Source organism: Halorussus sp. AFM4, assembly GCF_051194995.1.
Classification (GTDB): Archaea; Halobacteriota; Halobacteria; order Halobacteriales; family Haladaptataceae; genus Halorussus.
In genome coordinates, this window is the sequence record NZ_JBNTJT010000003.1 from 19076 (window position 1) to 42472 (window position 23397).

Below are 23397 nucleotides of genomic sequence, written 5' to 3' on the forward strand. Positions count from 1 at the left end.
GCCGGCTGTTCACGGCAGTCAGCGCTCCCGGATCACACGCCCGCCGGTGGCGCGACGGGCTGCCGGCTCGCGCTGCTGTCGCCCGCCGGCCGGAGGTACTCCCGGTCGATGAAGAAGACCGTCCGGCTCCCCCAGAGGGTGAGCTCGTGCTCGAACGCCCGGTAGCCGTCGAGCCGCTGGGCCACGGCCTCCCGGTCCTCCGCCCGGGCGACGACCACCGGCGGCGGGTTCGAGGCGACCTCGTCGAGGTCGGTGGTGCTGTCTACGACCGCGCCGTACTTCTCGGTGTACCACGGCAGCGGCAGGCGGTCGTACCAGCCACCGCCCGCGGCCCAGCGGTCGTTCTGGGACTCGTCGGCGACGTAGAAGTCCGACCCGTAGTACAGCACGTCGGTGCCGTCGTTGCGGTTCACCGCGTAGCGCACCCGGTCGAGGGTCGGCCGGAGCCCCTCGGCGGGCTGGCCGTACTGGAGCAGCTTGTTCTCGTTCTGCTCGGCGTCGTCGAGGTACCGGTCGGCCGGGTGGAGGTACGCGGTGTTGACCGCGGCGGCTGCGACCTGACCGGCGAGCAGCAGCACGAAGAGGGCGGTGAGCGTGGCGCTCACCGCGTCGCCGTCGGCGACCGACTCGGCGCCCCACCGGACGAAGATGGCGAGGCCGACGCCCGCGGGGATCGCCAGCGGGACCACGGCGTGGACGACCTCCCACGGGAAGGCGTTCTCGACGATGACGGGGTAGCCCAGCACGCTGACGAACCCCCAGTAGCCGGCGAACGACACCAGGTCGCGCGGCCGGTCGCCGGCGAACCGGTCGACCACGAACCCGACCACCGACAGCGCGAGCAGGACGGGGGCACCCGCCCAGAGCACCGCCCCGAGCGACTTGAACGTCTTGATGTACGACTTCTGGTTGCCCTCGCCCCACTTGCCGACGAACGACTCCCAGGACCCGACGGTCGCCTCCTCGATGACGGCCGGGAACGTGCCGGGGTTCGAGAACGCCTTCCAGAGGCCGGGCTCGGCGATGCCCCGCGACCGGGGCGCGTAGAAGAAGACGACGATCGCGAAGAAGAAGACGAGGCCGGCGACGGCGTGGGGGGTCCACCTGCTCGACAGCACGCCGCGTCCGAACCGCGGGAGCGCGTCCCGAGAGAGCGCCCCGGACCGGCTCACGCCGTCCTCGCGCGCCGCGACGTAAGCACGAGCCGCCTCCCCGAGCGGGCCGGGGAGGGCCGCGGTCCGGTCGCCGTCGGCGAGCCGGAGCCGGTGGTCCAGCAGCAGCACCGCGGCGCCCATCCAGGTCACCACGTAGACCAGCACGTTCTCCTTCGTGGTGAACGCCAGCGCGAGCATCAGCGTCCCGGCGTAGAGGTACCGCGGCTTGCGCGTGTCGAACAGCCGGACGTAGAACGCCAGCGCGTGCACCATGAACGCCGCCAGCAGCACGTCGTTGCGCATGAATCGCGAGTAGTAGAGGACGACGGGGTTGACCGCGAAGAACAGCCCCACCGCGATCATCTCGACGCGCCCGAGGCGCTCGCGGAACAGCCACGCGGTCGCGGGCAGCAGCCCCGAGACCACAGCGACCGGCACGCGCGCCAGGAAGTCGCTGGCCCCGAACAGCTGGAACAGGTACTTGTTCACGTGGTAGAGGAACGGGCCGTGGATGACGGCGTGGTACTCCCAGATGCCGTTCTCGGCGTACCGCAGGATCCAGTAGCCGACCCGGCCCTCGTCCCAGTGGAACACCCGGGCGCCGAGCGCGTAGAAGCGGAGCGACAGCGCCAGCAGCGTCACCGCGAGCACCGCGATGGCGGTGCGAGTGCCGACCGTCCGACCGAACGCGGTCACGGCGTCGGGCGTCCACCGCCGGGCGCTCGCGGACTGCTCGTCTGCGGTCATCGTTTCCGGGAACCATCCCGAGGGATACAAGTTTTCCGGAGAACGGTAGTTCTTTTACCGGGCCAGCCCTCGTCTCGAGCATGGTTGCTCTCGGGCTCGTCGTCTCGCGATTCAACCGCGAGGTGACCGAGCAGATGGAGGACCGCGCCCGCCAGGCTGCCGACGACCGCGGCGCGGAGGTCGTCGAGACGCTCCGCGTCCCCGGCGCGTACGACGCCCCGCTCGCGGCCGATCGGCTGGCCCGGCGCAAGAACGTCGACGCGGTGGCGGTGGTCGGCAGCATCGTGACCGGCGACACCGACCACGACCGCGTCATCGCCGACGCGACCGCGAAGGGGCTGACCGACGTGAGCCTCGACCGGGACACGCCGGTCACCTTCGGCGTGAGCGGCCCGGGCATGTCCGGGGCGGAGGCCCGCGAGCGCGTCGACAAGGGCGCGGAGGCGGTAGACGCGGCGATCGACCTGACGGAGGAACTCTGAACATGGACTTTTCCGACCGAATCCAGCGAGTCGAACCGAGCGCGACCCTCGCCATCAGCAACCTCGCGGCCGAACTCGAGGCCGACGGCGCGGACGTCGTGGACCTGAGCGTGGGCGAACCCGACTTCCCCACGCCCGAGAACGTCGTCGAGGCCGGCCAGGAGGCGATGGCGGCCGGCCACACCGGCTACACCCCCTCGAACGGCATCCCGGAGCTCCGGGAGGCCGTCGCCGAGAAGCTCCGTGACGACGGCCTCGACTACGAGGCCGACAACGTCATCGTGACGCCCGGCGCGAAGCAGTCGCTCTACGAGGCGGTCCAGACCCTCGTGGACGACGGCGACGAGGTCGTGCTGCTGGACCCGGCGTGGGTCTCCTACGAGGCGATGGTGAAGCTGGCGGGCGGCCGGCTCAACCGGGTCGACCTCTCGCCCCACGACTTCCAGCTCGAACCCGGGCTCGACGACCTCGGCGAGGCGATGTCGGACGACACCGAACTGCTCGTGGTCAACTCGCCGAGCAACCCCACGGGCGCGGTGTACTCCGACGAGGCCCTGGCGGGCGTCCGGGACCTGGCGGTCGACCACGACGTGACCGTCATCAGCGACGAGATCTACCAGGCGATCACCTACGGCGCGGAGCCGACCAGCCTCGGCACGTTCGACGGGATGGCCGAGCGGACCGTCACCGTCAACGGGTTCTCGAAGGCCTACTCGATGACCGGCTGGCGGCTGGGCTACTTCGCCGGCCCCGAAGAGTTGATCTCGCAGGCCGGGAAGCTCCACTCCCACTCGGTCTCCTGCGCGACCAACTTCGTCCAGCACGCCGGCGTCGAGGCGCTCCGGAACACCGACGAGGCGGTCGAGGAGATGGTCGAGGCGTTCGCCGAGCGCCGGTCGTTCCTGCTCGACCGCCTCGGCGAGGAGGGCGTCGAGGCGCCCGAACCCGACGGCGCCTTCTACCTCATGATGCCCGTGGCCGACGACGACCAGGCGTGGTGCGAGCAGGCGCTGGAGGAGGCCCACGTCGCCACCGTGCCGGGCAGCGCGTTCGGCGCGCCGGGCTACGCCCGCATCTCCTACGCCAACAGCACCGAGCGCATCGGCGAGGCGGTCGATCGGCTCGTCGACGCCGACCTGCTGTAAAGCCACGCCGGAGCGACCGACTTCTTCGATCCGGTTCTCGCGATTCGAGGAGCGGCGGCCGAACTAAGGGAATTCAGGTCGTACGACGCGGTACGATTCACGATGTACGACACGCTCCTCGTCCCGACGGACGGCAGCGAACACGCGGAGCGGGCCGCCGAGCACGCGCTGACCCTGGCGCGGGCGTTCGACGCGACGGTCCACTTGATCAACGTCGTCGACGTCCAGGAGGCGGGCGGTCTCTTCAGCGCCGGTGGGGTCGACGAGGAGTTCATCGGCCGCCTCGAGGACCGGGCCCGCGAGACGATCGCCGACCTCGAAGCGCTCGCGGAACCGGGCGACGACGTCCGGACGGCGGTCGTCCGGAACCGACCGTCGAAGGGCATCCTCGCCTACGCAGAGGAGTGCGGCGCGGACCTCGTGTTCATGGGGACCCACGGCCGGACCGGGTTCGACCGGTACGCCACGGGAAGCGTGACCGAGCGCGTGGTCCGGCTGTCGGACGTCCCGGTGTTCACCGTGCGGGCGACCGAGCGCAGCGTCGTCGATGACGGCTACGACGACGTCCTGATTCCGACCGACGGGAGCGACTGCGCGGAACTCGCGATCGACCACGGGATCGCCATCGCCGACCAGTTCGACGCGACCGTCCACGCGGTCTACGTCGTCGACGTCAGGACCGTCGCCACTGCGGTCGACGCACCCGTCGATACCGGACTGCTGGAGCGGCTCGAAGAGCGCGGACGGGACGCGACCGAGGCGGTCGCCGAGGGCGCCCGCGAGGCGGGGCTCGACGCCGCGACCGCGGTCCGCGAAGGCGTCCCGGCGCGGGGGCTGCTCGACTACGCCGACGAGGCGGACGTCGACCTGGTCGCGATGGGCACCCACGGCCGGACCGGGTTCGACCGGTACTTCATCGGCAGCACCGCCGCGAAGGTCGTCCGGACCTCCGAGGTGCCCGTGCTGTCGGTGCGGGCGGCGGACCGCGACGACTAGCGGGCTTCGCGCGGAAGTGGCTCAGCCGTCTCCGGTTAGCCGGACTGGCGGTCGCCGACCCAGGCGCCGACCGACCGCACGAGGCGTCCGACTCTGATTCGTCTCCCTTTCGCACTTAAAGTCTAGTCGAGACTGAGCCCGGGATGCCACCGCTCGACCCCCGCCTCCGCCTTCTTCTCGTCCGATCCCACCTTTTTCCGCCTCGGGTGTCCTCACCCCTCGCCGTGCTCGGGGTTGCGGGTACCGCTCGGCGCAAAAAGCTGGACCGAAAAGTCCTGCTCGCTCACTTCGTTCGCTCGCAGTACAGTGTCGCTCAGTCGAGACTGAGCCCGGGATGCCACCGCTCGACCCCCGCCTCCGCCTTCTTCTCGTCCATCTGCGCGAGCAGCTTCACTGCGAGGCTCGCGGTCTCGGCGGCGCGGTTCTCGCCCTCGGTGCGGAACTCGCCGGTCTCGCGGTTGGCGTACACCGAGCAGACCGCGCCCGCCCGCAGGCCGTAGACGTTCGCGAGGGTGAGGATGGCGGAGGCCTCCATCTCGATGTTCTTGACGTTGGCCGCCTTGAGGGTCTCGACGAGCTCGTCGCTGCCCGCGGCCTCGAACCCCTCGAACCCCGGCCGGCCCTGGCCGGCGTAGAAGCTGTCGGCGCTCATCGTCACGCCGGTGTGGTAGTCGTAGCCCAGCCGCTCGGCGGCCGCGACGAGTGCGGACACCACCTCGTAGTCGGCGACGGCGGGGTAGTCCTCCCGGACGTACTCGTCGCTGGTGCCCTCCTGGCGGACGCCGCCGGTCGTGATGACCAGGTCGCCGACCGCCATGTCGGGCTGGATGGCGCCGCACGACCCCACGCGGATGAAGGTGTCGGCGCCGACCCGGGCGAGCTCCTCGACCGCGATGGCCGCGGAGGGGCTGCCGATACCGGTCGAGGTGACGCTGATGGGCGTCCCCTCGTAGTCGCCGGTGACGGTCCGGTACTCGCGGTGGTGGGCCACCTCCTCGGCGCCGTCCCAGAACTGGGTGATCTTCTCGATGCGCTCGGGGTTCCCGGGCAGGAGGACCGCGTCGGCCACGTCGCCCTCGCCCACCTCGATGTGGTACTGCACGTCGTCGTTGGGGTCTTCGCTGTCGCCGGTCATGCCGTTGGCTGACTCCCGCGCCGAGTATAAAGGGTTCGTCGCCGCCCGAGCGCGGTAGCGGAGGAGACGTATAGCGTCGCTGAGAGAATCCCGAGCGATGCCCTCCAGACGACGGCTTCTCGCCGCGCTCGGAAGCACGACCGCCACGGCACTCGCGGGCTGCAGTGCCGGCAACTCGGGCGGATCGGCCACGAGGGACTGTCAGACCGGCGTCGTCGAACGAGGAGACGGAGACGTCCTCGACAACGCGGTGCAAGCGGACGTCGATGGCGACGACGTCAGGCTGTCGGTCCCGCTTTCCGTGGACGACGTCCGGGAGAGGGGCGTCGACTCGCTCCGCGTCCGCGACCCGTCCGGGAGGCTGGCCCACGTAATTCCGGTCTCGGCCGGGGACGCGGACCTGATGGCGAACAGGGACGGCGTGGGTCGGGGACGACTGCTGTACGAACAGTACCTCGGCGAGCGACCGCTCCACGGCCGGTACCGCATCGTCGCGGTGAACTCGCGCGGCGAACCGCTGGATTCGGTGACGGTGGAGTTCAGCTGCTTCACGGACGTTTCGGCGGAGTAGCCGCTTCGACTGCGCTACTCCAGCATCTCCTCGGTGATGGTGTTCGGAAGCAGTTCGCCGAGGGTGTACTCGGTGACGCCGTCGCCCTCGTCGCAGACGACCGGCATGTCGTCGTCGCAGAACTCCGCGAGGGTCTGGCGGCACATCCCGCAGGGGGTCACGCCGTCACGCCGGGCCGAGCTCACCGCCAGCGCGTCGAACGCGCGGTGGCCCTGCTTGACCGCCTCCGCGACAGCGACCTCCTCGGCGTGGAGCGAGTTGCTGTAGTTGGCGTTCTCGATGTTGCAGCCGACGTAGACGGTGCCGTCGGCGGTCCGGAGCGCCGCGCCGACCGGGTAGTCCGAGTAGGGGACGTGGGCCTCCGCCTGCACCTCGCGGGCGGCCCGGATGAGTTCGTCCATGGCGACGGAGGTTGGGAGGCGCGGGGCATATATCTCCCGTCTGCGGGCGGCGACTCCACTGCGACCGCCGACTGTTCGGTGGCCCACGTCCCTCGACTCCTCGGTGGCCCCAATCCCTCGACTCCTCGGCGTCGTTCCACCGGCGCCACCGCGTCGGCCGGTGGGACTAGCTCCCCAGCCAGTCGTTGTCGGAGACGTCGTACCCGTTGTGCTCGCAGAACTCCCGCGCCCGGCGACGCACCGCCCTCGAACTCGGTCGCTCGCCGTCCGCCTCCAGTCGCTCGACGATCCAGTCGGCCACGACCGCGATCCCCTCGTCGTCGTCCTCCGGCGTCACGTCTTCGAGCGCCCGGAACGTCTTGCGGTACATCTCGTACTGCTGTTCGCGGTCGTCGGTCTCCGTCCGCGAGTCGTCGGCCTCCCTGATACGGCGCATCGCTGATTCGACTGTCACGGGGTATCGTACGACCCGCCGATAGAAAAGTGTGGGACCGACTCGCCGGACCGGCTACTCCTCGCCGGACTCGTAGTGCTCGCCGGCCGCGTCCGGAATCCGGGTGTGGCCGACGAACGCGAGCACCACGACCACCGTCACGTACGGGATGATGCCGATGAGCTCGCTCGGGATGCTGTAGCCGAGCTGCTGGAGCCGGATCTGGAGCGCGTCCAGCCCCGCGAACAGGAACGACGCCCCGAACGCGCCCAGCGGGTTGTAGTTGCCGAACAGGTAGGCTGTGATGCCGATCCAGCCCCGGCCGTTGACCATCGTCGCCCCGCCGCCGATGAACTGGCCGACCCGGCCCAGCGCCAGGCCGGCGCCGCCGAGCCCCGAGAAGAACCCGGACAGCAGCACGCCCGCGTACCGGACCTTCCGGACGTCGACGCCCACGGTGTCCAGCGCCTTCGGGTTCTCGCCGCTGGCCTCGATCCACCGGCCGAAGGCGGTGCGGTTCAGCGCGTACCACGCGGCCGGCACCGCGACCAGCATCATCACGACCGGCGGGTTCACCTCTGCCACCAGCAGGTCGACGTTGTTCAGCGTGGCGACCGGCGGGCTGTTGACCTGGCCCCAGATGACCTTGCTGGCGAACGGCGCGAGCCCCAGCGCGATGAGCCACACCGCCAGGCCCGCGATGATCTGGTCGGCCTTGAACTCGATGCAGATCACCGCGAACAGCAGCGAGAACAGGACGCTGGCCAGCACCGCGACCCAGAACCCGAGCCAGAGTTCGAGCTGCGAGGGGTCGGCGCCGCCGATGGTCGCGGCCACCGCGATCGAGGTGAACGCCGAGATGATGAGCAGCCCCTCGAGGCCGATGTTGATGACGCCGCTCTTCTCGGCGAAGATGCCCCCGAGCGCCGCGAACGCGATGGGGACCGCGAGCCGCAGCACCGCCCGGACGTAGTTCGCGTCCACGATGCGGACGATCTCGGCGACCGGGCTCGCCGGGAAGAACAGCTCGACCGCGACCAGCGCGAGCGCGACCAGGCCCGCGGCGCCGGCGAGCCATCGGCGCTTGCGCGAGGGGTCGGCGTAGCTCATCGAGCGTCACCTCCCCGTTCGCCGGCCGCGTCGTCGGTCGGCCCGCCGTCGAGTCCGTCCGTCGTCTCGTCGCCGGTGTCGACTGTCGTCGGACCCGAGTCGCCGGCCGCAGATCCGCCGGCGCCGTCGGTGGCGACCGACGGGCGGTCCTCGCCGGACCGGAACCGCACGCCGACCATCCGGAAGAACTCCGGCATGGCGACGAACAGGATGATGAGCCCGCGCAGGACCCCCACGAGTTGCTTGGGCACCGCGAGCTGGAACTCGATGGCGAGGCTGCCGGTCTTGAGCGCGCCGAACAGCAGCGCGGCGGGGATCACCCCGAGCGGGTTGTTGCCCGCGAGGATGGAGACCGTGATGCCGTCGAAGCCGAGCGACGGGATGCCGGTCCGCCACCGGGAGGCGACCATCAGGACGTACACCGCGCCGCCGATCCCGCCGATGGCGCCCGACAGCGCCATGCTCGACACCATCGTCCGCTCGGCGTCGACGCCGCCGTACTCGGCGGCCTCGGGCTGGACGCCGCTGGTCCGGAGGTCGTAGCCGAACGAGGTCCCGTTGAGCATCCAGTAGACGGCCCCGGCCAGCGCGAGCGCGCCGACCAGCGCGTAGGCCGAGAACGAGAACACCGACTCGCCGAAGAAGACGGGCTGGAACCGCGCGAACTCCGGGACCGCCCGGGTCTGGACGGTCTGGCTCGCGGGGTCCTTGAACACCTCCGAGACCAGCGTGAACGCGATGCCCGACGCCACGAAGTTGAGCATGATGGTCGTGATGACCTCGTTGGCGTCGGCGTAGGCCTTCAGCGCGCCCGGAATCGCGCCCCAGATACCGCCGACAACGGCGCCGGCGAGCAGGCCGACGACGATCAGGACAAGCCCGCCGACGGCGCCCGCCGGCACCAGCGGAGCGATCCAGACGACCGACAGCGCGGTCGCGAGCGCGCCCAGCACCAGCTGGCCCTGGGTCCCGATGTTGAACATCCCGGCGCGGAACGAGACCGCGACCGCCAGGCCCGTGAACAGCAGCAGCGTCGTCTCCTTGAGCGTGAGCGCGAAGTTGTACGACGGGAACAGCGCGCCCCCGAGCATGACCCGGTAGACCGCGACCGGGTCGTAGCAGAACGAACCGACGCCCGAGGCCGCGAAGAACGGCGAGTCGCAGGTCGCGACCCACCCGGACACGAGCACGACCACCGCGCCGACGACCACCGACAGCGCGAGCGCCGCGAGGCTGATGAGGACGCGCTCGATCGCCGAGGCGTCGACCAGCCGCGTGAGCGCGCGGTCGGCCCGGCCCTGCCAGGTGTCCTCCGGGTCGGGGTCGGCCCCCTCGTCGTCCCGGTCGGGCGTGTCGTCCGGACCGCTGGAGCTCATCGCTCACCCCCGACGGGGTCGGCGATGCTCGGCGCGTCCTCGGGGTGCTCGCCCGCCATCAGCAGGCCGAGCTCCTCCTCGGTCACCGCGTCGGGATCGACCACGTCCATGATCTCGCCCTCGTACATCACGGCGAGCCGGTCGGAGAGCTGCCGGACCTCGTCGAGCTTCGAGGAGACCAGCAGCACGGTCTTGTCCTCGCGCCGGAGGTCGAGGATGCGCTCGTGGATGAACTCGATGCTCCCCACGTCGACCCCGCGGGTCGGGTGGGACGCGACCACCACGTCGGGGTCGCGGGCGAACTCCCGGCCGACCACGAACTTCTGCTGGTTGCCGCCCGACAGCGACTCGGCCTCGGCGTCGGGGTTCGGCGGCCGGACGTCGTACTCCTCGATGAGGTCCTCGGCGTGGTCGCGGGTCCGCCCCCAGTCGATGCGGCCGCCGCCGGCGAACGGCGGGCCGTGCTGGCTGCCGAGCAGCCCGTTCTCCACCAGGTCGAACTCCATCACGAGGCCCCGCTCCTGGCGGTCCTCGGGGACGTAGGCCATCCCGGCGTCGATGCGCTCGCGCCGCGAGAGGTCGGTGACGTCCCGGCCGCCCATCGAGACCGACCCCTCCTCGGGGGTCGCGAGCCCGGTGACCGCCTCCACCAGCTCCGACTGGCCGTTGCCGTCCACCCCGGCGATGCCGAACACCTCGCCCTCGCGGACGGTGATGTCGACGCCGCCGACCTGCTCGACCCCGCGGTCGTCGGTGACCCGGAGGTCCGACACCGACAGCCCCACGTCGCCCGGCTCCGCCGGCTCCTTGTCGGCCTCGAGCAGCACCTCCCGGCCGACCATCAGCTCGGCCAGCTCCTCGCGGCTGGTGGCGTCCGCGTCCACCGTCCCGACGTTCCGGCCGTCCCGGAGCACCGTGATGTCGTCGGCGGCCTCCATCGCCTCGCCCAGCTTGTGGGTGATGAAGATGATGGTCTTGTCCTCGGCCGCCAGCTCGTCGAACACCTCGAAGAGGTCCTCGACCTCCTGGGGCGTGAGCACCGCGGTCGGCTCGTCGAGGATGAGCACGTCGGCGCCGCCGTACAGCGCCTTCAGGATCTCGACGCGCTGCTGGACCCCGACGCTGACGTCCTCGATCTTCGCGGTCGGGTCGACGTCGAAGCCGTAGCGCTCGCTCAGCTCCCGGACGTCCGCCTCGGCCTGCGCCCGGTCCATGGCGAGCCCGCCCCACTTCCGGGGCTCGTGGCCGAGCACGATGTTCTCGGCGGTCGTCAGCGTGTCGACGAGCATGAAGTGCTGGTGGATCATCCCGATGCCGGCGTCGATGGCGTCCCGCGGCGTGTCGAACTCGCGGGGCTCCCCGTGCACGTGGACGGTCCCGCCCTCGGGCTGGTAGAGGCCGTAGAGCACGTTCATCAGCGTGGTCTTGCCCGCCCCGTTCTCGCCGAGGAGGGCGTGGACGCTCCCCTCCTCGACCACGAGGTCGACCTCGTCGTTGGCGACGACCCCGGGGAACCGCTTCGTTATCCCCTCCAGGTGGACGGCTACGGTCATCTTTGGTCGGTGTTCACGTCGGGTCCGCTTAAGATGCGTGGATTTGGAAGGAGACCGTCACAGAAGGGACACGTGTTCGATTTAGCGTCGCCCCGCGGGCGATTCGACCGACCGGTCCCCGGCTACGCTCGGGACGATTCGACCGGCCGGCCCCGGCTACGGTCGGGGGGCTTCCGACCGCCGCGGGACTGGCCGTGCAGCGGTCGCCGGACTCACCGAACGGTGGCGGCCGTGCTCACTGCGTCGTCGTGGTCGCCCCACCGACGTTGGACGGCTTGGTCGGCACGCTGATCGCACCGCTGACGATCTTCTGCTCGGATCGCTGGAGCGCCGACTTGACCTCCTGCGGAATAGCGGACTCCAGTTCCTTGCCGTACACCGCCTCGACGCCGTTCTTCTGGAGCCCGAGCCGGTAGACTCGACCGCCCTTGAAGTTACCGTTCGTGACGTTCCGGATAGACCGGAAGACCGCCTCGTCGACGTGCTTGACCATGCTGGCCAGGATGACGTCGGCGTACTCCGGGAGACTCCGGCTCTGGTCGGCGTCGACGCCGATGGCGTAGCGGTTGTTGCTCTGCGCCGCCTTGAACACGCCCGTTCCGGTCCCGCCGGCGGCGTGGTAGATGATGTCGGCGCCGTTGTTGTACATCGAGTTGGCGATCGACTGGCCCTTCGCCGGGTCGTTCCACGCCCCCGCGTACGCCGACAGGACGTTCACGTCCGGGTTCGCGTGCTGGACGCCGGCCAGGTAGCCCGCCTCGAACTTCTGGATGAGCGGAATCTCCTTGCCGCCGACGAACCCGACGGTCGTCGCGTCGTTGGTCTTGCCGGCGCCGGCGCTGAAGTCCCTCGTCGTCATCAGCCCCGCGAGGTGGCCGACCTGGAACGAGCCGAGGTGCTCCTTGAAGACGTAGCTGGCGACGTTCGGCCGTTCGACCACGGTGTCGACGACCATCCACTTCTGATCGGAGAAGCGCTGGGCGTTCTGCCGGAGCGCCTCCGCCTGGACGAACCCGATGCAACAGATGAGCTCGTAGTCGGGGTTCTGCGACCGGGCGAACCGGCGCTGGAGCGTCGCCACGTCGCTCGGCGACCCCGGCTCGGCGTTCTGGAACTGCACGTCGAACTGCTCGGCCGCCCGCTGCACCCCGTTGTGCGCCATGTCGTTGAACGAGTTGTCGCCCAGCCCGCCCGTGGCGTACACCATCCCGACGTTGGTCGGGTCGTCCTGCAGGAACCCCGTCGCCCCGAACGCGGCCGTCCCGCCCAGTGCTTGCAAGAATCGGCGTCGTCGCGTGTTTCTCCCCCACATACCAGACGAACTTCAGCGCCGACGGTCATGAAAGCGACGCTTTGTTGAGGGGCAGACCGCGCGAAAGAGAGAAAAGCGACCGCAGAAAGCCTGTCCGGACCGTTCCGTCCGGGAGTTCGGGCGTCGAGTCGGTGACCTCAGACGTTCTTCGGGTCGGTGGGGACCTCGATGTCGCCCGCGACGATCTTCTTCCGGGAGGACTCGAGCTTCGACTTGACCTCCTTCGGGATCTCGGAGCCGAGCTCCTGGCCGTAGACCGCCTCGACGCCGCCCTTCTCGAGGCCGAGGGTCCGGACCGAGCCGCCGCCGAAGTTCCCGTTCGCGGTGCGCTTGACCGACCGGAAGACCGCCTCGTCGACGCGCTTGACCATGCTGGCCAGGATGACGTCGGCGTAGTCCGGGAGGCTCTTGGACTGGTCGGCGTCGACGCCGATGGCGTAGCGGCCCTGGTTCTGGGCGGCCTTGAACACGCCGTTGCCGGTGCCGCCGGCGGCGTGGTAGATGATGTCGGCGCCCTTGTTGTACATCGAGTTGGCGATCGACTGGCCCTTCCCGGGGTCGCTCCACGCGCCGGCGTACGCCGATCTGACGGTGACGTCGGAGTTGGCGTGCTTGACGCCGGCCTTGAAGCCGGCCTCGAACTTCTTGATGAGCGGGACCTCCTTGCCGCCGACGAAGCCGACGGTCAGGTCGCCGTTGGTCTTGCCGGCGCCGGCGCTGAAGTCCATGTCGGTCATCAGGCCGGCGAGGTGGCCGACCTGGAACGAGCCCTGGTGCTCCTTGAACGTGTAGCTCGACACGTTCGGCTTGTCGACCACCGTGTCGACCACCATGAACTTCTGGTCGGAGAAGCGCTGGGCGTTCTTCTTGAGTGCGCTCGTCTGGACGAACCCGATGCAGCTGATCAGGTCGTAGTCGGGGTTCTGCGACCGGGCGAACTTGCGCTGGAGCGTCGCGACGTCGCTCGGACTGCTCGGCTCGGCGTTCTTGAAGGAGACGCCGAACTCCGACTTGGCCTGCTTGATCCCCTTGTGGGCCATGTCGTTGAACGAGTTGTCGCCCAGCCCGCCCGTGGCGTACACCATCCCGACGTTCAGCGGGTCCGACTCAGTCGTGGTCGCCCCCGAGTCGGTCGTCTCGCCGCCGGCCTCGGTCGTCCCGTCGTCGGCCTCGGTGGTGGTGTCTGTCCCGCCGCTGCCGCCGCCGAGACAGCCCGCGAGGCCGCCGGCGAGGAGTCCCGCACCGCTTACTTTGAGCAGCTGACGCTTACGTTTGTCAATTTTCGTCATCTTGACTCAAGAACTTCGTCAGTGAGGTATAAAACCGTCGTTTCGCGGTAAAAACCGTGACAGACCGTCGCACAAAACGTGCGGGGTGGTAGCGCACGCGGTACCGACTTCCCCCGTCGTCGACCGCCGAGTCCCGGCCCCGGCTACGTCTCGGCCGCGACCGCGTCCTCGACGACCTCGGTCGCCGCCTCGACTAGGTCGTCCACGTCGTCGCTCTCGGCGTAGATGCGGACGTACGGCTCGGTCCCGCTCGGCCGGACCAGGACCCACGACCCGTCGGGGAAGCTCGCCCTGACGCCGTACTCGGTCGCGACCGAGGCGTCGGGGAACCGCCCGGGGACCGCCGACTCCAGCCGCTCCATCGCCGCCGCCTTGGCGTCGTCGGGGCAGGAGACGCTGACCTTCCGGTACGGGCGCTCGGTGACGGGCTCGCGGAGCGGGCCGAGCCCGCCGGCCTCGGCCACGAGCCGGGCGACCACCGCGGCGCTGACCACGCCGTCGATCCACCCGCCGAACGCGGTGTGGACGTGCTTCCAGGGCTCGGCCGCGAAGACGACCGCGGTGTCCTCGCCGCCGGCCTCGCGGGCCGCGGCGATGCCCTCGTGGAGCGCGCCCAGCCGGACCCGCTCGACCCGGCCGCCCGCGGCCTCGACACGCTCGTCGATGCGGCCCGAGGCGTTGGGCGTGGTCACGACCACCGGGTCGCCGGCGTCGCTCCGCTCGGTGTAGTGGGCCGCCAGGATCGCGACCACGGTGTCCTCGTGGACGACCTCGCCGTCGCCGTCGACCACGACGATGCGGTCGGCGTCGCCGTCGTGGCCGATGCCGAGGTCGGCGTCGGGGTCGCTCGCGAGGAACGCCCGGAGGTCCTCCAGCGACTCGGGGGTCGGCTTGCTCTCCCGGCCGGGGAAGTGGCCGTCGACGTTGGCGTTGAGCGCGACGACGTCCGCGCCCAGCCGCCGGAGCACCTGGGGCGTCGCCAGCGACGCCATCCCGTTGCCGCAGTCGGCGACGACCCGCAGGCCGTCGAGGGGCGCGCCCTGCCGGGCGGCGTACGACGCGACCGCCTCGCGGTACTCGTCGAGCACGTTCACGCGCTCGCCGTCGCCCCACTCGTCCCAGGCAACCGGCGGCTCGTCGGCCGCCACGCGGGACTCGACGGTCTCCTCGGCCTCGCGGTCGTACTCCTCGCCGTCGACGAACAGCTTGATGCCGTTGTCGGTCGGCGGGTTGTGGCTGGCGGTCAGCATCGCGCCCCGGCGCCCCTGCGAGGCGAACGCGAGCGCCGGCGTCGGCAACTGGCCCGCCCGGCGCACGTCGGCGCCCGCGCTCTCCAGTCCGGCCTCCATCGCGGCCGCCAGCGCCGGCCCGGTCTCGCGGCCGTCCCGGGCGACGACGAACTCCCGGCCGTCGGCGCCCGCGGCCCGGCCGACCGCGAGCGCGAGCTCCGGCGTGACCGTCTCGACTGCGCTCCCGCGGATGCCCGCGGTCCCGAAAAGGTTCATGCCCCGAGTTCGGGGAGCGGGATACTTAGCTTTCCGCGGTTCGTCCCGAGCGCCGCTCGGCCGGGCCGGCGTCGGGCTACGGGGTCGGACCCGGCGGGAGGGCGGTCGCGACCTCCGACCGCGGGCGTCGTCTGGAGGTGTTTCGGGCGCGGTCCGGACGCGTTCCGAGCGTGTTCCGGGCGCACCGGGCGTATTCCGTGAAAATTAAACCACGGGTGGGCGTACCCCCGGATATGGGCATTCCGAGTCTCACGGATCCGCAAGGGCTGTTCGACATCGTCATCGGCGGTATCGTGCTGCTGTCGGCCGTCATCCTGGCGTACCTGCTGCTGTTCGGCACGTACTGACGGTCCGAGAAGCGTCGTACCGGTAGTTGATCGTCCGGGGCTCCGGTCGGTGGTCCGGTGGAGGGTCGCCGACGAGCCGCGAGTTCAGAGTTCGACGCCGCTGGGGATGAGACTGTGCTTGCGGAGCAGGTTCCCCTCGTCGTTGTAGACGAGGAACGTGCTCTTGTCGTACTCGACGAGGTCGTCGCCGTTGATGCTGATCTCGACGTGGTAGCGGCCGTCGCGGTCGCTGGTCGCCTTGCCGTACTCCCGGGCCGCGGTGATGAACTTGAGCACGTCGTCGGCGTCCTGGTTGAGTTCGAGCACGAAGTCGCCCGTGATGCGGTTGGTGACGCTGACGACGCCGGTCGTCTCGTCGTCGTCGACCGGCCCCTGGAGCCGGAACGCCACGTCGGTCTCCCCGGCGTCGAGCAGTTCGTCCCCCGTCCCCGTGAGGCGCTCGCGGAGCGTCGAGGACGGACCCTCGAAGTCGATGATTACCGTCGGCTTCTCGGCTTCGGCGTCCTCCTCGACCCAGTCGACGTTGCGCACCTCCAGCGTGAAGTAGTCGCGCCTCATTCCGTACGACCCACTACGGTCCGGCGCGTCATGAACGTAACGCCACTGGCAGGGTGGAACCCGGCAGACAGGCGTCAGACGCCCCCGTCTTCAGACCGGTCGCGCGAGTGGTAGGTCCGAAGCAGGGTCGAGTCGCTACTCCCGACGAGCCGCCAGCAGCGTCCCGCCGAACAGGTACAGCAGCACGACCCCGAGCGGAACCGGCAGCCCGGGGAATCCCCGGGTCCACAGCAGCCACGTCGCGGCGGTGAGGACGACGCCCGCGAGCGCGAGCAGCCCGCCCATCAGCCGGACGGCGTCGACGGTCGCCTCGACGCGCTCCTCGCGGAGGTACAGTAGGAGGCTCAGCGCCACGGCGGCGCCGATCACGCCGGCGCCGACCGCCCACGCCATGTACGCGACCGCGATGGACTGCCCCTGCTGGTAGGCCAGCGCGCCCAGCGGCGACGACACCGCCAGCCCGTCGGCGACGGAGATGCCGGCGACGTACCGGACCTGGAAGAACGGGAAGCGGACGAACAGGACGCTCCCGACGCCCGCCAGCGTCGAGTAGGTGACGTTCCACGGCAGCAGCGCCGAGAGCCACGCCGACACCACGGCCAGTTCGCCCGCGTACTCCGACCGGACCCAGACCATGCGGGGGACACCGAAACCAGGGGAGTAAAAGCTACCGGGTCGCTGTGGGGATGCGAGCGTAACGAGTTCTATCGGAGTAGAATGGAAGGACACAGTCGGAGAACGGCTGAGAGTGGAGGGCTAGATAGAGAGCTAGCTACTGCCGGTACATATGTACCGCACAGCACCGCGACAGCCTCACGCCTCCCCAGCCTCCTGCGGTGCTCGCTTCGCTGCGCTCCTCGTCCACCGTCGGAGGCACGCTCCGACGAGCTTTCGGTCACTTCGTTCCCGAAGACCTCGCGCAGTGGTGGCGCGACACGAGGTCCCGCCAGTGCGCGCCGGTCAGTCTGTCAGGGCGACGCGCATCCTCCACCTTCACGTTCGTCCCCGGCCGCTTTCACCGCGATGCCTCAACGACTTTGGGGCTGGACTGTGTTGTCCCGCGCATGACCGACGCACTGTTCCTGACGAGCGAGGAGGTCGCCGGACTCGCGACGCCCGCCGAGTACGTCGACGCGGTCCGGGAGGGCTACCGCCAGCGCGGCGAGGGCGCACCGGCCCGTCCCCGCGAGAAGCTCACCAGCGCGGAGCCGCCGGGGATGCTGACCGACTACTCGGCCGTGCTGCCCGAGACCGGCGCGATGGGCGGGTACATGTACGCCGCGGGCTTCGGCGCGGAGGACGCCTGGTTCGTGACGCCGCTGTTCGACGCCGAGTCGGGCGAGCCCCTGGCGCTGATCGACGGCGCGAGCATGAACCCGTTCAAGACCGGCGCGGCCGGCGCGGTCGGCGTCGACGCGCTGGCCCGCGAGGACGCCTCGACGCTCGCGCTCATCGGCAGCGGGTCGCAGGCCCGCGGCCAGCTCCGGGCGACCGCGACCGTCCGGGACTTAGACAGCGTCTGGGTGTACTCGCCGACCAAGGAGAACCGCGAGGCGTTCGCCGCGGAGATGAACGAGCAGCTCGAACCCTCGGTCGCGGCGGTCGCCTCCAGCGCGGCCGCGGTCGAGGAGGCCGACATCGTCGTGACGGCCACCACCGCGAGCGAGCCCGTCTTCGACGGCGACCTACTGGCCGAGGGCACCCACGTCACCGCGATGGGCCAGTACCACCCGAACAAGCGCGAGCTCGACGCGACGACCATCGAGCGGGCCACTTACGTCCCCGACCTCCGCGAGCGCGTCACCCGCGACGCCGGGTCGTTCCTGGCCGCGCTCGACGAGGGCATCGTCGACGAGGACCACGTCCACGCCGAACTCGGCGAGGTCGTGGCCGGGGAGGCGCCGGGCCGGGAGTCCGACGAGGACGTCACCGTCTTCGACAGCGGCGGCACCGGCATCGAGACGGTCGCGGCGGCCCACATGCTCTACGAGAAGGCGAGAGCGGAGGGGCTCGGAAGCGAGATCTCGTTCGCGCCGGCGAGCGAGGCGCTGACTGGCCGGTAGTCGGTCGCGCGACGACCAGACCGCTGCGCGGATAATTCTGTCGAGTACTGCTACGAAGTTCAGAAAAGGACGCGACTGGAGCCTCGGTGCAAGGCTACCTCACGCCGCGATCATCACGGCCGCGATGAACGACGAGTTCGTCCCGGCCTTCGTCTCGTTCTTCTTGCGCTCTACGTCGGTCATGTTTCGGGGGTGCTGCCATCGCATATCCGTATAAAATGTTTACTCGCACTTGAGTATGTTGCTTCGGTTATGGGTTGCGACGGGCTCGCAAATCAGTTGTGATGGCATATCACGGGCCGCGGGAGACCCGGACGAGTCCGGCGCTCAGCGCTCGACGGCCGCGAACTCCTCGCAGTCCGCGTCCCGGAAGAACTCCTTCCGCTCGAACTCCCGCTCGCAGTACTTGCACCGGTAGGTGGTGTACGGCTGGTCGCCGTACTCCCGGTCTACCGGTTCGACGACGTGCGGTCCGACGGTCTCAGTCCGGAACGACCGCCGGAGTCTCAGAACTCTCGTGAACACGTACATCCCGACGAGCGGGGCTGCTGCCGCCAGAAACACGCCCAGCACCACCGCCGAGGAGTACCCCTCATCGATTCCGAGAACCAGTGCGGTCTGCGGACAGACCATCACCGACGGACACTACCGCCGCGCCAAAGAGGATTACGGGAACTCAGAGCCCGAGCGCCTGCACCAGCGTCATCCCGCTGGCGAGCGCCCCGACGAGGTAGCCGCCGATGGCGCCGCCGTTGAGCAGCGGCAGGCCGGCGTGGGCACGACCCTTCATGACCATCCACAGCAGCGCGAGCAGGCCGGCCGTCGTCCCGACCATCGCGGTCAGCGCGGGCAGGTTGAGCGCGATGCCCGAGACCAGCGGCTCGGCGGGCGCGAAGAACGCCGCGCTGGCGACCATCACCGTCGGCATCACGGCGTCGCCCAGGCCGATGAAGAAGGCGTCGCGTTCGCCCGTCCCGGGGCGCTCGGCCTCGGCGTCAGTTTCGGCCGCGGCGTCGACCTCGGTCTCGTCGTCCGCTTCGGCGTCCGCGACCCGTGTCCGTCCGCCGTCGGCCGCGCTCGCGTCGGTCGCGTCTCCCGTCGGCCGATCCTCGTCGGCCTCGCCGGCCTCGGATTCCTCGGCCGTCCCCTCGTCAAGGAACGAGTAGGACAGCGACAGCGGGATGACGAGGATGACCGGGATCTTGAGGTCCATCACGCCCGAGGCCAGCGTCAGCATGTGCTCGGTGCCGTAGACGCTGATGGCGTCGTAGACGGCGAGCACGGTCAGCAGGATGATGGCCGGCAGCAGGCCGAAGCTGATGCCGAACAGCCCGCCGGCGCCGGCGCCCATCAGGACGCCCGCGGCGTCGATGACGTACCACTCGGGGTGGACCGCCAGCGCCACCGCGACCGCCACCGCCAGCCCCAGCGCGACCAGATTCACGGGCGCGCCGCCGACCTCGACGACCAGCCACGCCGGCACCACGACCGAGAAGACGTACCACGACAGCAGCCCGCTGGTGAAGATGATCGCCCCGCGGAGCAGCCACTCCACGTCGAGCTTCATGATGGCGAGCATCACGCCGGTCATGACGAGGATCGCCCCGACGTAGACCAGGCTGTTCATCGGGTCGGAGGGGTCCGGGGTCTGCTGGTAGCCCGCCCGCTGGAACGGCTCGACCAGCGCCAGCGCGCCGAGCTGGACCAGCAGGAAGATGAGGACCGTCAGCCCGGTCGCGGCGAACACGCGCGTTCGATTCTCCATGTCGGGTGCGTCGCACCCCGCGGCCTTTGGGGTTGTGGTCTCCCCGCGGCCGGCGAGAAGCGGCCGACCCCGTCGTCTGCCGACGGCGGGAGCGCCGCGACCGCAGGGCCGTCGTCCCCGTTCGGGAGGCAACCGGTACGCTTTTGCGGGCCGACCGCCACCGCCGTGGTATGGCAAGCCACGGGACGCGGGGTCAGTCGTCGGGCGCCGCGCGCCTGCCGAGCCAGCTCCCGCTCGCGCTCCCGGCGGTGTCGCGACTCAGCTGGGACCTCGGGTCGCGCGTGGTCGCGGAGGCGGAGGTACTGGGGTCGTGGGAACACCGGCGGTCGGGCCGGACGCTGTCGGCCTACGACGTGACCGACAACACCGTCGTCCTCGGCGTCCGGACCCCGGCCGGCCGCGAGCGCTTCTACGGCGCGGCCGAGGAGGAGTTCGAGGAGAAGCGGCCACGGCTGGCGGCGGCCGACGACTGGCGGCGCCGCGAGTAGCGAGGGCGGGAGAAGAGCAGGGTCGGCGCCGTGCTATCGGGCGTAGAGCTTCTTTCCGACCAGCGTCGCGAGCGCGACCCCCTCGTCGGGCGTGACCGCGACGTAGGGCCGCGAGACCGGGCCGAACACGTCCACGACCCGACCGGCGACGTTGAGCTGGTCGTCGACCGCCTCGGTGCCGACGTCCGGCGGGTCGTCGTCGGGGCACCGCACGACCGCCAGCCCCTGGGCGGTCCGGACGACCTCGCCGAGCCGTTGCATCGCCATCAGTCCCGGAGCGCCGCGACGTAGGCCGCGACCGCCTGGATCAGGTCGTTCTTCGACGAGTCGTCGGCGTTCTGGACCAGCACGCGACCCCGCTCCTTCCAGTTCTCCCGGGAGTAGGCCTTGTCGCGCTCGATTATCGCGTCGTAGCCCACCTGCTGGACCGCCTGGGCGATCTCGTCGACGGTCGGCTCCTCGACGGCCATCTCGGCGGCCACCCGGCGCCCCTCTCTGCGGCTCTTCGCCGCGTCGAAGTACGCGGGCCACAGGACTTTCTCGACCATACGTCGGATTGCTCGCCCCGCCCGTTAAACACTTAGGAAAGAGACCGCTCGGCGAACCGCCGCGCGTCGGCGTTACTGACGCCGCGCGAGCAGCGCCGCACCGGCGAGCCCGGCCAGCGCCGCGGGGACGCCGAAGCCGGGGACGCCGCCGGACGCCTCGGTCGTCGCGGTCGTTTCCTGGTCCTGCATCGCGCCCTCGTCGGTCGTGGTCTCGGGCGCGTCGGTCGTCGTGGCGGTCGCGTTCGCGTCGGCGTAGGCCTCGGGGTGGAACGCCTTCGCGAGCTGGACGATGCCGTCGACCACGCGCGGCGCGGGCTGGCTGATGTGCTGGTCGCTCAGCGTGATGACCTGGTCGTTCTGCACCGCGGCGGTGTTGTTGTACGCCTCGGTCTTCGGGTAGGCGCCGTACTGGCCGAGCTGGACGATCCACTCGGGGTTCTGCTGGACGATGACCTCCTCGCTGATCTGGCCGTAGCCCGAGACGTTCGCCTCGGCGGCGATGTTGTTCCCGCCGGCGAGCTCGATCATGTTGCTCACGAAGGTCCCGTTCCCGGCGGTCCAGCCGCCGCCCACCGAGATGAACACGCTGGGACGCTCCGAGCCCTCGACGGCCTCGCGGACGGTCTCGATGCGGTCCCGCATCGACGCGACCGTCTCCTCGGCGCCCTCGCAGTTGCCGGTCAGCCGGCCCGTGAGCTCGGTCTTCGCGTAGATGTCCTCCACCGAGGTGGCGAAGCCGAACCGGAAGACGGTCAGCCCGGCGTCGCGGAGCCGCTGGACCGTCTGGTTCGAGATGACGTTGGGCGCGAGCACCAGGTCGGGTTCGGCCGCGACGACCTTCTCGACGTTGACCCGCGACTGGCCCGCTCCGGAGATGTTGGTGCGCGACTCGGCGCCCTTGAGGTAGGCGGCGTACTGGGAGACGCCGACGACCTGCGACTTCCCGCCGATCTCCCACATCGTCTGGGCCGCGCTCGGCGAGAGCGTGACGACCCGCTCGGGCTTCTGTTCGATCGTCACCTCGGTCCCCGTCGCGTCGGTCTCGGTGACCGGGAACGAACAGTCCGCCTGCGCCGTCGTCGTGCTCTGGCCCGCGACCGACGCCGCACCGGCGGACCCGACCGGGGCCGCCCCGACCGATCCGGCGCCGGCAGTGACCACCAGCAGCAGTACCGCCAACAGACTCGTGACCTTGCGTCTCATGCGTCCCGAACTCCGGTCGTATCCAATAAGTATTTGCCTAAAGCAATCTGGCTTTCAGACGATGTGGCAACGCGCGCGGGTCGTCGGCTGGTCGGGCGGACTGGCGGCCGTGCTGGCGGTCGTCGTAGTCGCCAGCGCCGCGGTCGGTCCGGTGGCGCTCGACTACGTCGTCGTCGCGAAGGTGCTGCTGAACGCGCTGGCGGTCCCGGTCGGGGTCGGCGTCGTCGACCGGACGGTCCGGATCGCGGGGCTGGCACTGACCGCGCCGACGCCGTCGTTCGAGTTCGCGCCCCTCTTCGACTTCGCGGTGCCCGACACCGCCCGCACCATCGTGATGACCATCCGACTCCCCCGCATCGCGCTCGGGGCGGTGGTGGGCCTGGCGCTGGCGACCGCCGGCGTGGTGATGCAGGGGTTCTTCCGGAATCCGATGGCCGACCCCTCCATCATCGGGGTCTCCTCCGGCGCGGCGGTGGGCGCGGTCGCCACCATCGCGCTCCCCGTGGCGGTGCCGTTCTCGCTGCCGACCGCGGCGTTCCTCGGGGCCATCGCGGCCGCCTTCGGGGTCTACCTGCTCGCGACCGAGGACGGCCGGACCCCGGTCGCCACCCTGCTGCTGGCGGGCGTGGCGGTCCAGACGTTCCTCGGCGCGGTGGTGTCGTTCCTGCTGCTCCAGACCGGCGAGAGCTTAGAGCAGGCGGTGTTCTGGCTGATGGGCCACCTCCACCTGGCAGCGTGGGAGGACGTGACCCTCGTGCTCCCGGTCGCGCTCCTGGGCTTCGGCGTCCTGCTGGCGTACGCCCGGGACCTCAACGTCCTGCTGCTCGGCGAGGAGGACGCCCACGCGCTCGGCGTGGAGGTCGAGCGCACGAAGCGCCTCCTGCTGGCGGTCGCCAGCGTGATGACCGGCGCGGCGGTCGCGGTCTCGGGCGTCATCGGCTTCGTCGGCCTGGTGGTGCCTCACGTGATGCGCCTGCTGGTCGGCCCGGACCACCGCATCCTGCTGCCCACGTCGGCGCTCGCCGGCGCGTCGTTCCTGGTCGCGACCGACACCGTGGCGCGGTCGGGCCCGGCGGAGCTCCCGGTCGGCATCGTGACCGCGTTCCTCGGCGCGCCGTTCTTCCTCTACCTGCTGCGGACCCGGGAGGTGCACGCGCTGTGAGACTACGTTTTCACCTCCACGCTCGGCGATACATCCGACACGACTGCGCTCGGC

At 70.3% G+C, this 23397-nt stretch carries 24 protein-coding genes; 7 read left to right on the top strand and 17 right to left on the bottom strand.

Annotated features, from left to right (window positions below; all coding sequences use genetic code 11):
- Window positions 1-32: 32 nt before the first annotated feature.
- On the bottom strand, window positions 33-1901 hold the full coding sequence (locus tag ACQUQF_RS13120) for a flippase activity-associated protein Agl23 (RefSeq protein WP_435179550.1): 1869 nt from the start codon (window positions 1899-1901) through the stop codon (window positions 33-35).
- An 80-nt stretch (window positions 1902-1981) separates the two neighbouring features.
- On the opposite strand from ACQUQF_RS13120, the gene ribH reads away from it, so the two are divergent.
- The 3 genes from ribH (at window position 1982) to ACQUQF_RS13135 (ending at window position 4524) form a co-directional block, all read left to right on the top strand.
- A complete protein-coding gene (gene ribH, locus ACQUQF_RS13125; RefSeq protein WP_435179551.1) occupies window positions 1982-2383 on the top strand; it encodes a 6,7-dimethyl-8-ribityllumazine synthase in 402 nt (133 codons plus the stop codon).
- 2 nt (window positions 2384-2385) lie between these two features.
- Window positions 2386-3528, top strand: coding sequence for a pyridoxal phosphate-dependent aminotransferase (locus ACQUQF_RS13130; protein ID WP_435179552.1), 1143 nt, complete (start codon window positions 2386-2388; stop codon window positions 3526-3528).
- A 102-nt stretch (window positions 3529-3630) separates the two neighbouring features.
- Complete coding sequence (locus tag ACQUQF_RS13135; RefSeq protein WP_435179553.1) at window positions 3631-4524, top strand: universal stress protein; 894 nt, start codon at window positions 3631-3633, stop codon at window positions 4522-4524.
- A gap of 313 nt (window positions 4525-4837) precedes the next feature.
- Here the strand turns inward: ACQUQF_RS13135 and ACQUQF_RS13140 are convergent, their stop codons facing one another.
- Window positions 4838-5659, bottom strand: coding sequence for a nucleoside phosphorylase (locus ACQUQF_RS13140; protein WP_435179554.1), 822 nt, complete (start codon window positions 5657-5659; stop codon window positions 4838-4840).
- A gap of 97 nt (window positions 5660-5756) precedes the next feature.
- Between ACQUQF_RS13140 and ACQUQF_RS13145 the strand changes: the two genes are divergently transcribed.
- Window positions 5757-6230, top strand: a complete 474-nt coding sequence (locus ACQUQF_RS13145) for a hypothetical protein (protein WP_435179555.1) — start codon at window positions 5757-5759, stop codon at window positions 6228-6230.
- A 14-nt stretch (window positions 6231-6244) separates the two neighbouring features.
- On the opposite strand, the gene cdd is transcribed toward ACQUQF_RS13145, so the two are convergent.
- The 10 genes from cdd to ACQUQF_RS13195 all read right to left on the bottom strand — a co-directional run bounded on the left by cdd (window position 6245) and on the right by ACQUQF_RS13195 (window position 16750).
- Window positions 6245-6631: a cytidine deaminase gene (cdd, locus tag ACQUQF_RS13150; RefSeq protein WP_435179556.1), complete on the bottom strand. Its 387-nt coding sequence runs from the start codon at window positions 6629-6631 to the stop codon at window positions 6245-6247.
- Window positions 6632-6797: 166 nt separating this feature from the next.
- Complete coding sequence (locus ACQUQF_RS13155; RefSeq protein ID WP_435179557.1) at window positions 6798-7085, bottom strand: hypothetical protein; 288 nt, start codon at window positions 7083-7085, stop codon at window positions 6798-6800.
- 54 nt (window positions 7086-7139) lie between these two features.
- Window positions 7140-8174: an ABC transporter permease gene (locus ACQUQF_RS13160; RefSeq protein WP_435179558.1), complete on the bottom strand. Its 1035-nt coding sequence runs from the start codon at window positions 8172-8174 to the stop codon at window positions 7140-7142.
- On the bottom strand, window positions 8171-9550 hold the full coding sequence (locus ACQUQF_RS13165) for an ABC transporter permease (RefSeq protein WP_435179559.1): 1380 nt from the start codon (window positions 9548-9550) through the stop codon (window positions 8171-8173). Before ACQUQF_RS13165 ends, ACQUQF_RS13160 begins: the two co-directional genes overlap by 4 nt.
- A complete protein-coding gene (locus ACQUQF_RS13170; RefSeq protein ID WP_435179560.1) occupies window positions 9547-11103 on the bottom strand; it encodes an ABC transporter ATP-binding protein in 1557 nt (518 codons plus the stop codon). The genes ACQUQF_RS13165 and ACQUQF_RS13170 overlap by 4 nt, the downstream gene beginning before the upstream one ends.
- A 235-nt stretch (window positions 11104-11338) precedes the next feature.
- A complete protein-coding gene (locus ACQUQF_RS13175; RefSeq protein WP_435179561.1) occupies window positions 11339-12382 on the bottom strand; it encodes a BMP family lipoprotein in 1044 nt (347 codons plus the stop codon).
- A 170-nt stretch (window positions 12383-12552) separates the two neighbouring features.
- Window positions 12553-13704: a BMP family lipoprotein gene (locus ACQUQF_RS13180; RefSeq protein ID WP_435179562.1), complete on the bottom strand. Its 1152-nt coding sequence runs from the start codon at window positions 13702-13704 to the stop codon at window positions 12553-12555.
- Between the two features lie 143 nt (window positions 13705-13847).
- Window positions 13848-15209, bottom strand: coding sequence for a phosphomannomutase (locus ACQUQF_RS13185; RefSeq protein WP_435179563.1), 1362 nt, complete (start codon window positions 15207-15209; stop codon window positions 13848-13850).
- Window positions 15210-15640: 431 nt separating this feature from the next.
- Window positions 15641-16114 (bottom strand): DUF5793 family protein, encoded by a 474-nt coding sequence (locus ACQUQF_RS13190; protein WP_435179564.1) that lies wholly within the window; start codon window positions 16112-16114, stop codon window positions 15641-15643.
- A gap of 135 nt (window positions 16115-16249) precedes the next feature.
- Window positions 16250-16750, bottom strand: a complete 501-nt coding sequence (locus ACQUQF_RS13195) for a DUF7549 family protein (RefSeq protein ID WP_435179565.1) — start codon at window positions 16748-16750, stop codon at window positions 16250-16252.
- Between the two features lie 428 nt (window positions 16751-17178).
- Here ACQUQF_RS13195 and ACQUQF_RS13200 point away from each other — a divergent pair, with 428 nt between their 5' ends.
- Window positions 17179-18177, top strand: coding sequence for an ornithine cyclodeaminase family protein (locus ACQUQF_RS13200; RefSeq protein ID WP_435179566.1), 999 nt, complete (start codon window positions 17179-17181; stop codon window positions 18175-18177).
- A gap of 327 nt (window positions 18178-18504) precedes the next feature.
- Here ACQUQF_RS13200 and ACQUQF_RS13205 read toward each other — a convergent pair whose 3' ends face one another.
- Together ACQUQF_RS13205 and ACQUQF_RS13210 are read right to left on the bottom strand one after the other, a co-directional pair.
- Complete coding sequence (locus ACQUQF_RS13205; protein ID WP_435179567.1) at window positions 18505-18810, bottom strand: hypothetical protein; 306 nt, start codon at window positions 18808-18810, stop codon at window positions 18505-18507.
- A 43-nt stretch (window positions 18811-18853) separates the two neighbouring features.
- Window positions 18854-19942 (bottom strand): presenilin family intramembrane aspartyl protease PSH, encoded by a 1089-nt coding sequence (locus tag ACQUQF_RS13210; RefSeq protein WP_435179568.1) that lies wholly within the window; start codon window positions 19940-19942, stop codon window positions 18854-18856.
- 170 nt (window positions 19943-20112) lie between these two features.
- Here ACQUQF_RS13210 and ACQUQF_RS13215 point away from each other — a divergent pair, with 170 nt between their 5' ends.
- Window positions 20113-20430, top strand: a complete 318-nt coding sequence (locus tag ACQUQF_RS13215; RefSeq protein ID WP_435179569.1) for a hypothetical protein — start codon at window positions 20113-20115, stop codon at window positions 20428-20430.
- A 33-nt stretch (window positions 20431-20463) separates the two neighbouring features.
- Here ACQUQF_RS13215 and ACQUQF_RS13220 read toward each other — a convergent pair whose 3' ends face one another.
- The 3 genes from ACQUQF_RS13220 to ACQUQF_RS13230 form a co-directional block, all read right to left on the bottom strand.
- Entirely contained in the window at window positions 20464-20691 is a 228-nt protein-coding gene (locus ACQUQF_RS13220) for an H/ACA ribonucleoprotein complex subunit GAR1 (RefSeq protein WP_435180395.1), read from the bottom strand.
- Window positions 20692-20696: 5 nt separating this feature from the next.
- Window positions 20697-20978 (bottom strand): signal recognition particle subunit SRP19, encoded by a 282-nt coding sequence (gene srp19 / locus ACQUQF_RS13225; RefSeq protein ID WP_435179570.1) that lies wholly within the window; start codon window positions 20976-20978, stop codon window positions 20697-20699.
- A 72-nt stretch (window positions 20979-21050) separates the two neighbouring features.
- Window positions 21051-22181: a PGF-CTERM-anchored ABC transporter substrate-binding protein gene (locus ACQUQF_RS13230; RefSeq protein ID WP_435179571.1), complete on the bottom strand. Its 1131-nt coding sequence runs from the start codon at window positions 22179-22181 to the stop codon at window positions 21051-21053.
- A 61-nt stretch (window positions 22182-22242) separates the two neighbouring features.
- Between ACQUQF_RS13230 and btuC the strand changes: the two genes are divergently transcribed.
- A complete protein-coding gene (gene btuC, locus ACQUQF_RS13235) occupies window positions 22243-23343 on the top strand; it encodes a vitamin B12 ABC transporter permease BtuC (RefSeq protein ID WP_435179572.1) in 1101 nt (366 codons plus the stop codon).
- Window positions 23344-23397 lie beyond the last annotated feature (54 nt).

Coding starts and splice junctions, on each gene's coding strand:
- ACQUQF_RS13210 (WP_435179568.1), bottom strand. CDS start 19,942: ATGGAGAATCGAACGCGCGTGTTCGCCGCGACCGGGCTGACGGTCCTC.
- ACQUQF_RS13165 (WP_435179559.1), bottom strand. CDS start 9,550: ATGAGCTCCAGCGGTCCGGACGACACGCCCGACCGGGACGACGAGGGG.
- ACQUQF_RS13135 (WP_435179553.1), top strand. CDS start 3,631: ATGTACGACACGCTCCTCGTCCCGACGGACGGCAGCGAACACGCGGAG.
- ACQUQF_RS13190 (WP_435179564.1), bottom strand. CDS start 16,114: ATGAGGCGCGACTACTTCACGCTGGAGGTGCGCAACGTCGACTGGGTC.
- ribH (WP_435179551.1), top strand. CDS start 1,982: ATGGTTGCTCTCGGGCTCGTCGTCTCGCGATTCAACCGCGAGGTGACC.
- btuC (WP_435179572.1), top strand. CDS start 22,243: ATGTGGCAACGCGCGCGGGTCGTCGGCTGGTCGGGCGGACTGGCGGCC.
- ACQUQF_RS13170 (WP_435179560.1), bottom strand. CDS start 11,103: ATGACCGTAGCCGTCCACCTGGAGGGGATAACGAAGCGGTTCCCCGGG.
- ACQUQF_RS13195 (WP_435179565.1), bottom strand. CDS start 16,750: ATGGTCTGGGTCCGGTCGGAGTACGCGGGCGAACTGGCCGTGGTGTCG.
- ACQUQF_RS13160 (WP_435179558.1), bottom strand. CDS start 8,174: ATGAGCTACGCCGACCCCTCGCGCAAGCGCCGATGGCTCGCCGGCGCC.
- ACQUQF_RS13215 (WP_435179569.1), top strand. CDS start 20,113: ATGGCAAGCCACGGGACGCGGGGTCAGTCGTCGGGCGCCGCGCGCCTG.
- ACQUQF_RS13230 (WP_435179571.1), bottom strand. CDS start 22,181: ATGAGACGCAAGGTCACGAGTCTGTTGGCGGTACTGCTGCTGGTGGTC.
- ACQUQF_RS13130 (WP_435179552.1), top strand. CDS start 2,386: ATGGACTTTTCCGACCGAATCCAGCGAGTCGAACCGAGCGCGACCCTC.
- ACQUQF_RS13185 (WP_435179563.1), bottom strand. CDS start 15,209: ATGAACCTTTTCGGGACCGCGGGCATCCGCGGGAGCGCAGTCGAGACG.
- ACQUQF_RS13205 (WP_435179567.1), bottom strand. CDS start 18,810: ATGGTCTGTCCGCAGACCGCACTGGTTCTCGGAATCGATGAGGGGTAC.
- ACQUQF_RS13140 (WP_435179554.1), bottom strand. CDS start 5,659: ATGACCGGCGACAGCGAAGACCCCAACGACGACGTGCAGTACCACATC.
- cdd (WP_435179556.1), bottom strand. CDS start 6,631: ATGGACGAACTCATCCGGGCCGCCCGCGAGGTGCAGGCGGAGGCCCAC.
- ACQUQF_RS13200 (WP_435179566.1), top strand. CDS start 17,179: ATGACCGACGCACTGTTCCTGACGAGCGAGGAGGTCGCCGGACTCGCG.
- ACQUQF_RS13120 (WP_435179550.1), bottom strand. CDS start 1,901: ATGACCGCAGACGAGCAGTCCGCGAGCGCCCGGCGGTGGACGCCCGAC.
- srp19 (WP_435179570.1), bottom strand. CDS start 20,978: ATGGTCGAGAAAGTCCTGTGGCCCGCGTACTTCGACGCGGCGAAGAGC.
- ACQUQF_RS13145 (WP_435179555.1), top strand. CDS start 5,757: ATGCCCTCCAGACGACGGCTTCTCGCCGCGCTCGGAAGCACGACCGCC.
- ACQUQF_RS13220 (WP_435180395.1), bottom strand. CDS start 20,691: ATGCAACGGCTCGGCGAGGTCGTCCGGACCGCCCAGGGGCTGGCGGTC.
- ACQUQF_RS13180 (WP_435179562.1), bottom strand. CDS start 13,704: ATGACGAAAATTGACAAACGTAAGCGTCAGCTGCTCAAAGTAAGCGGT.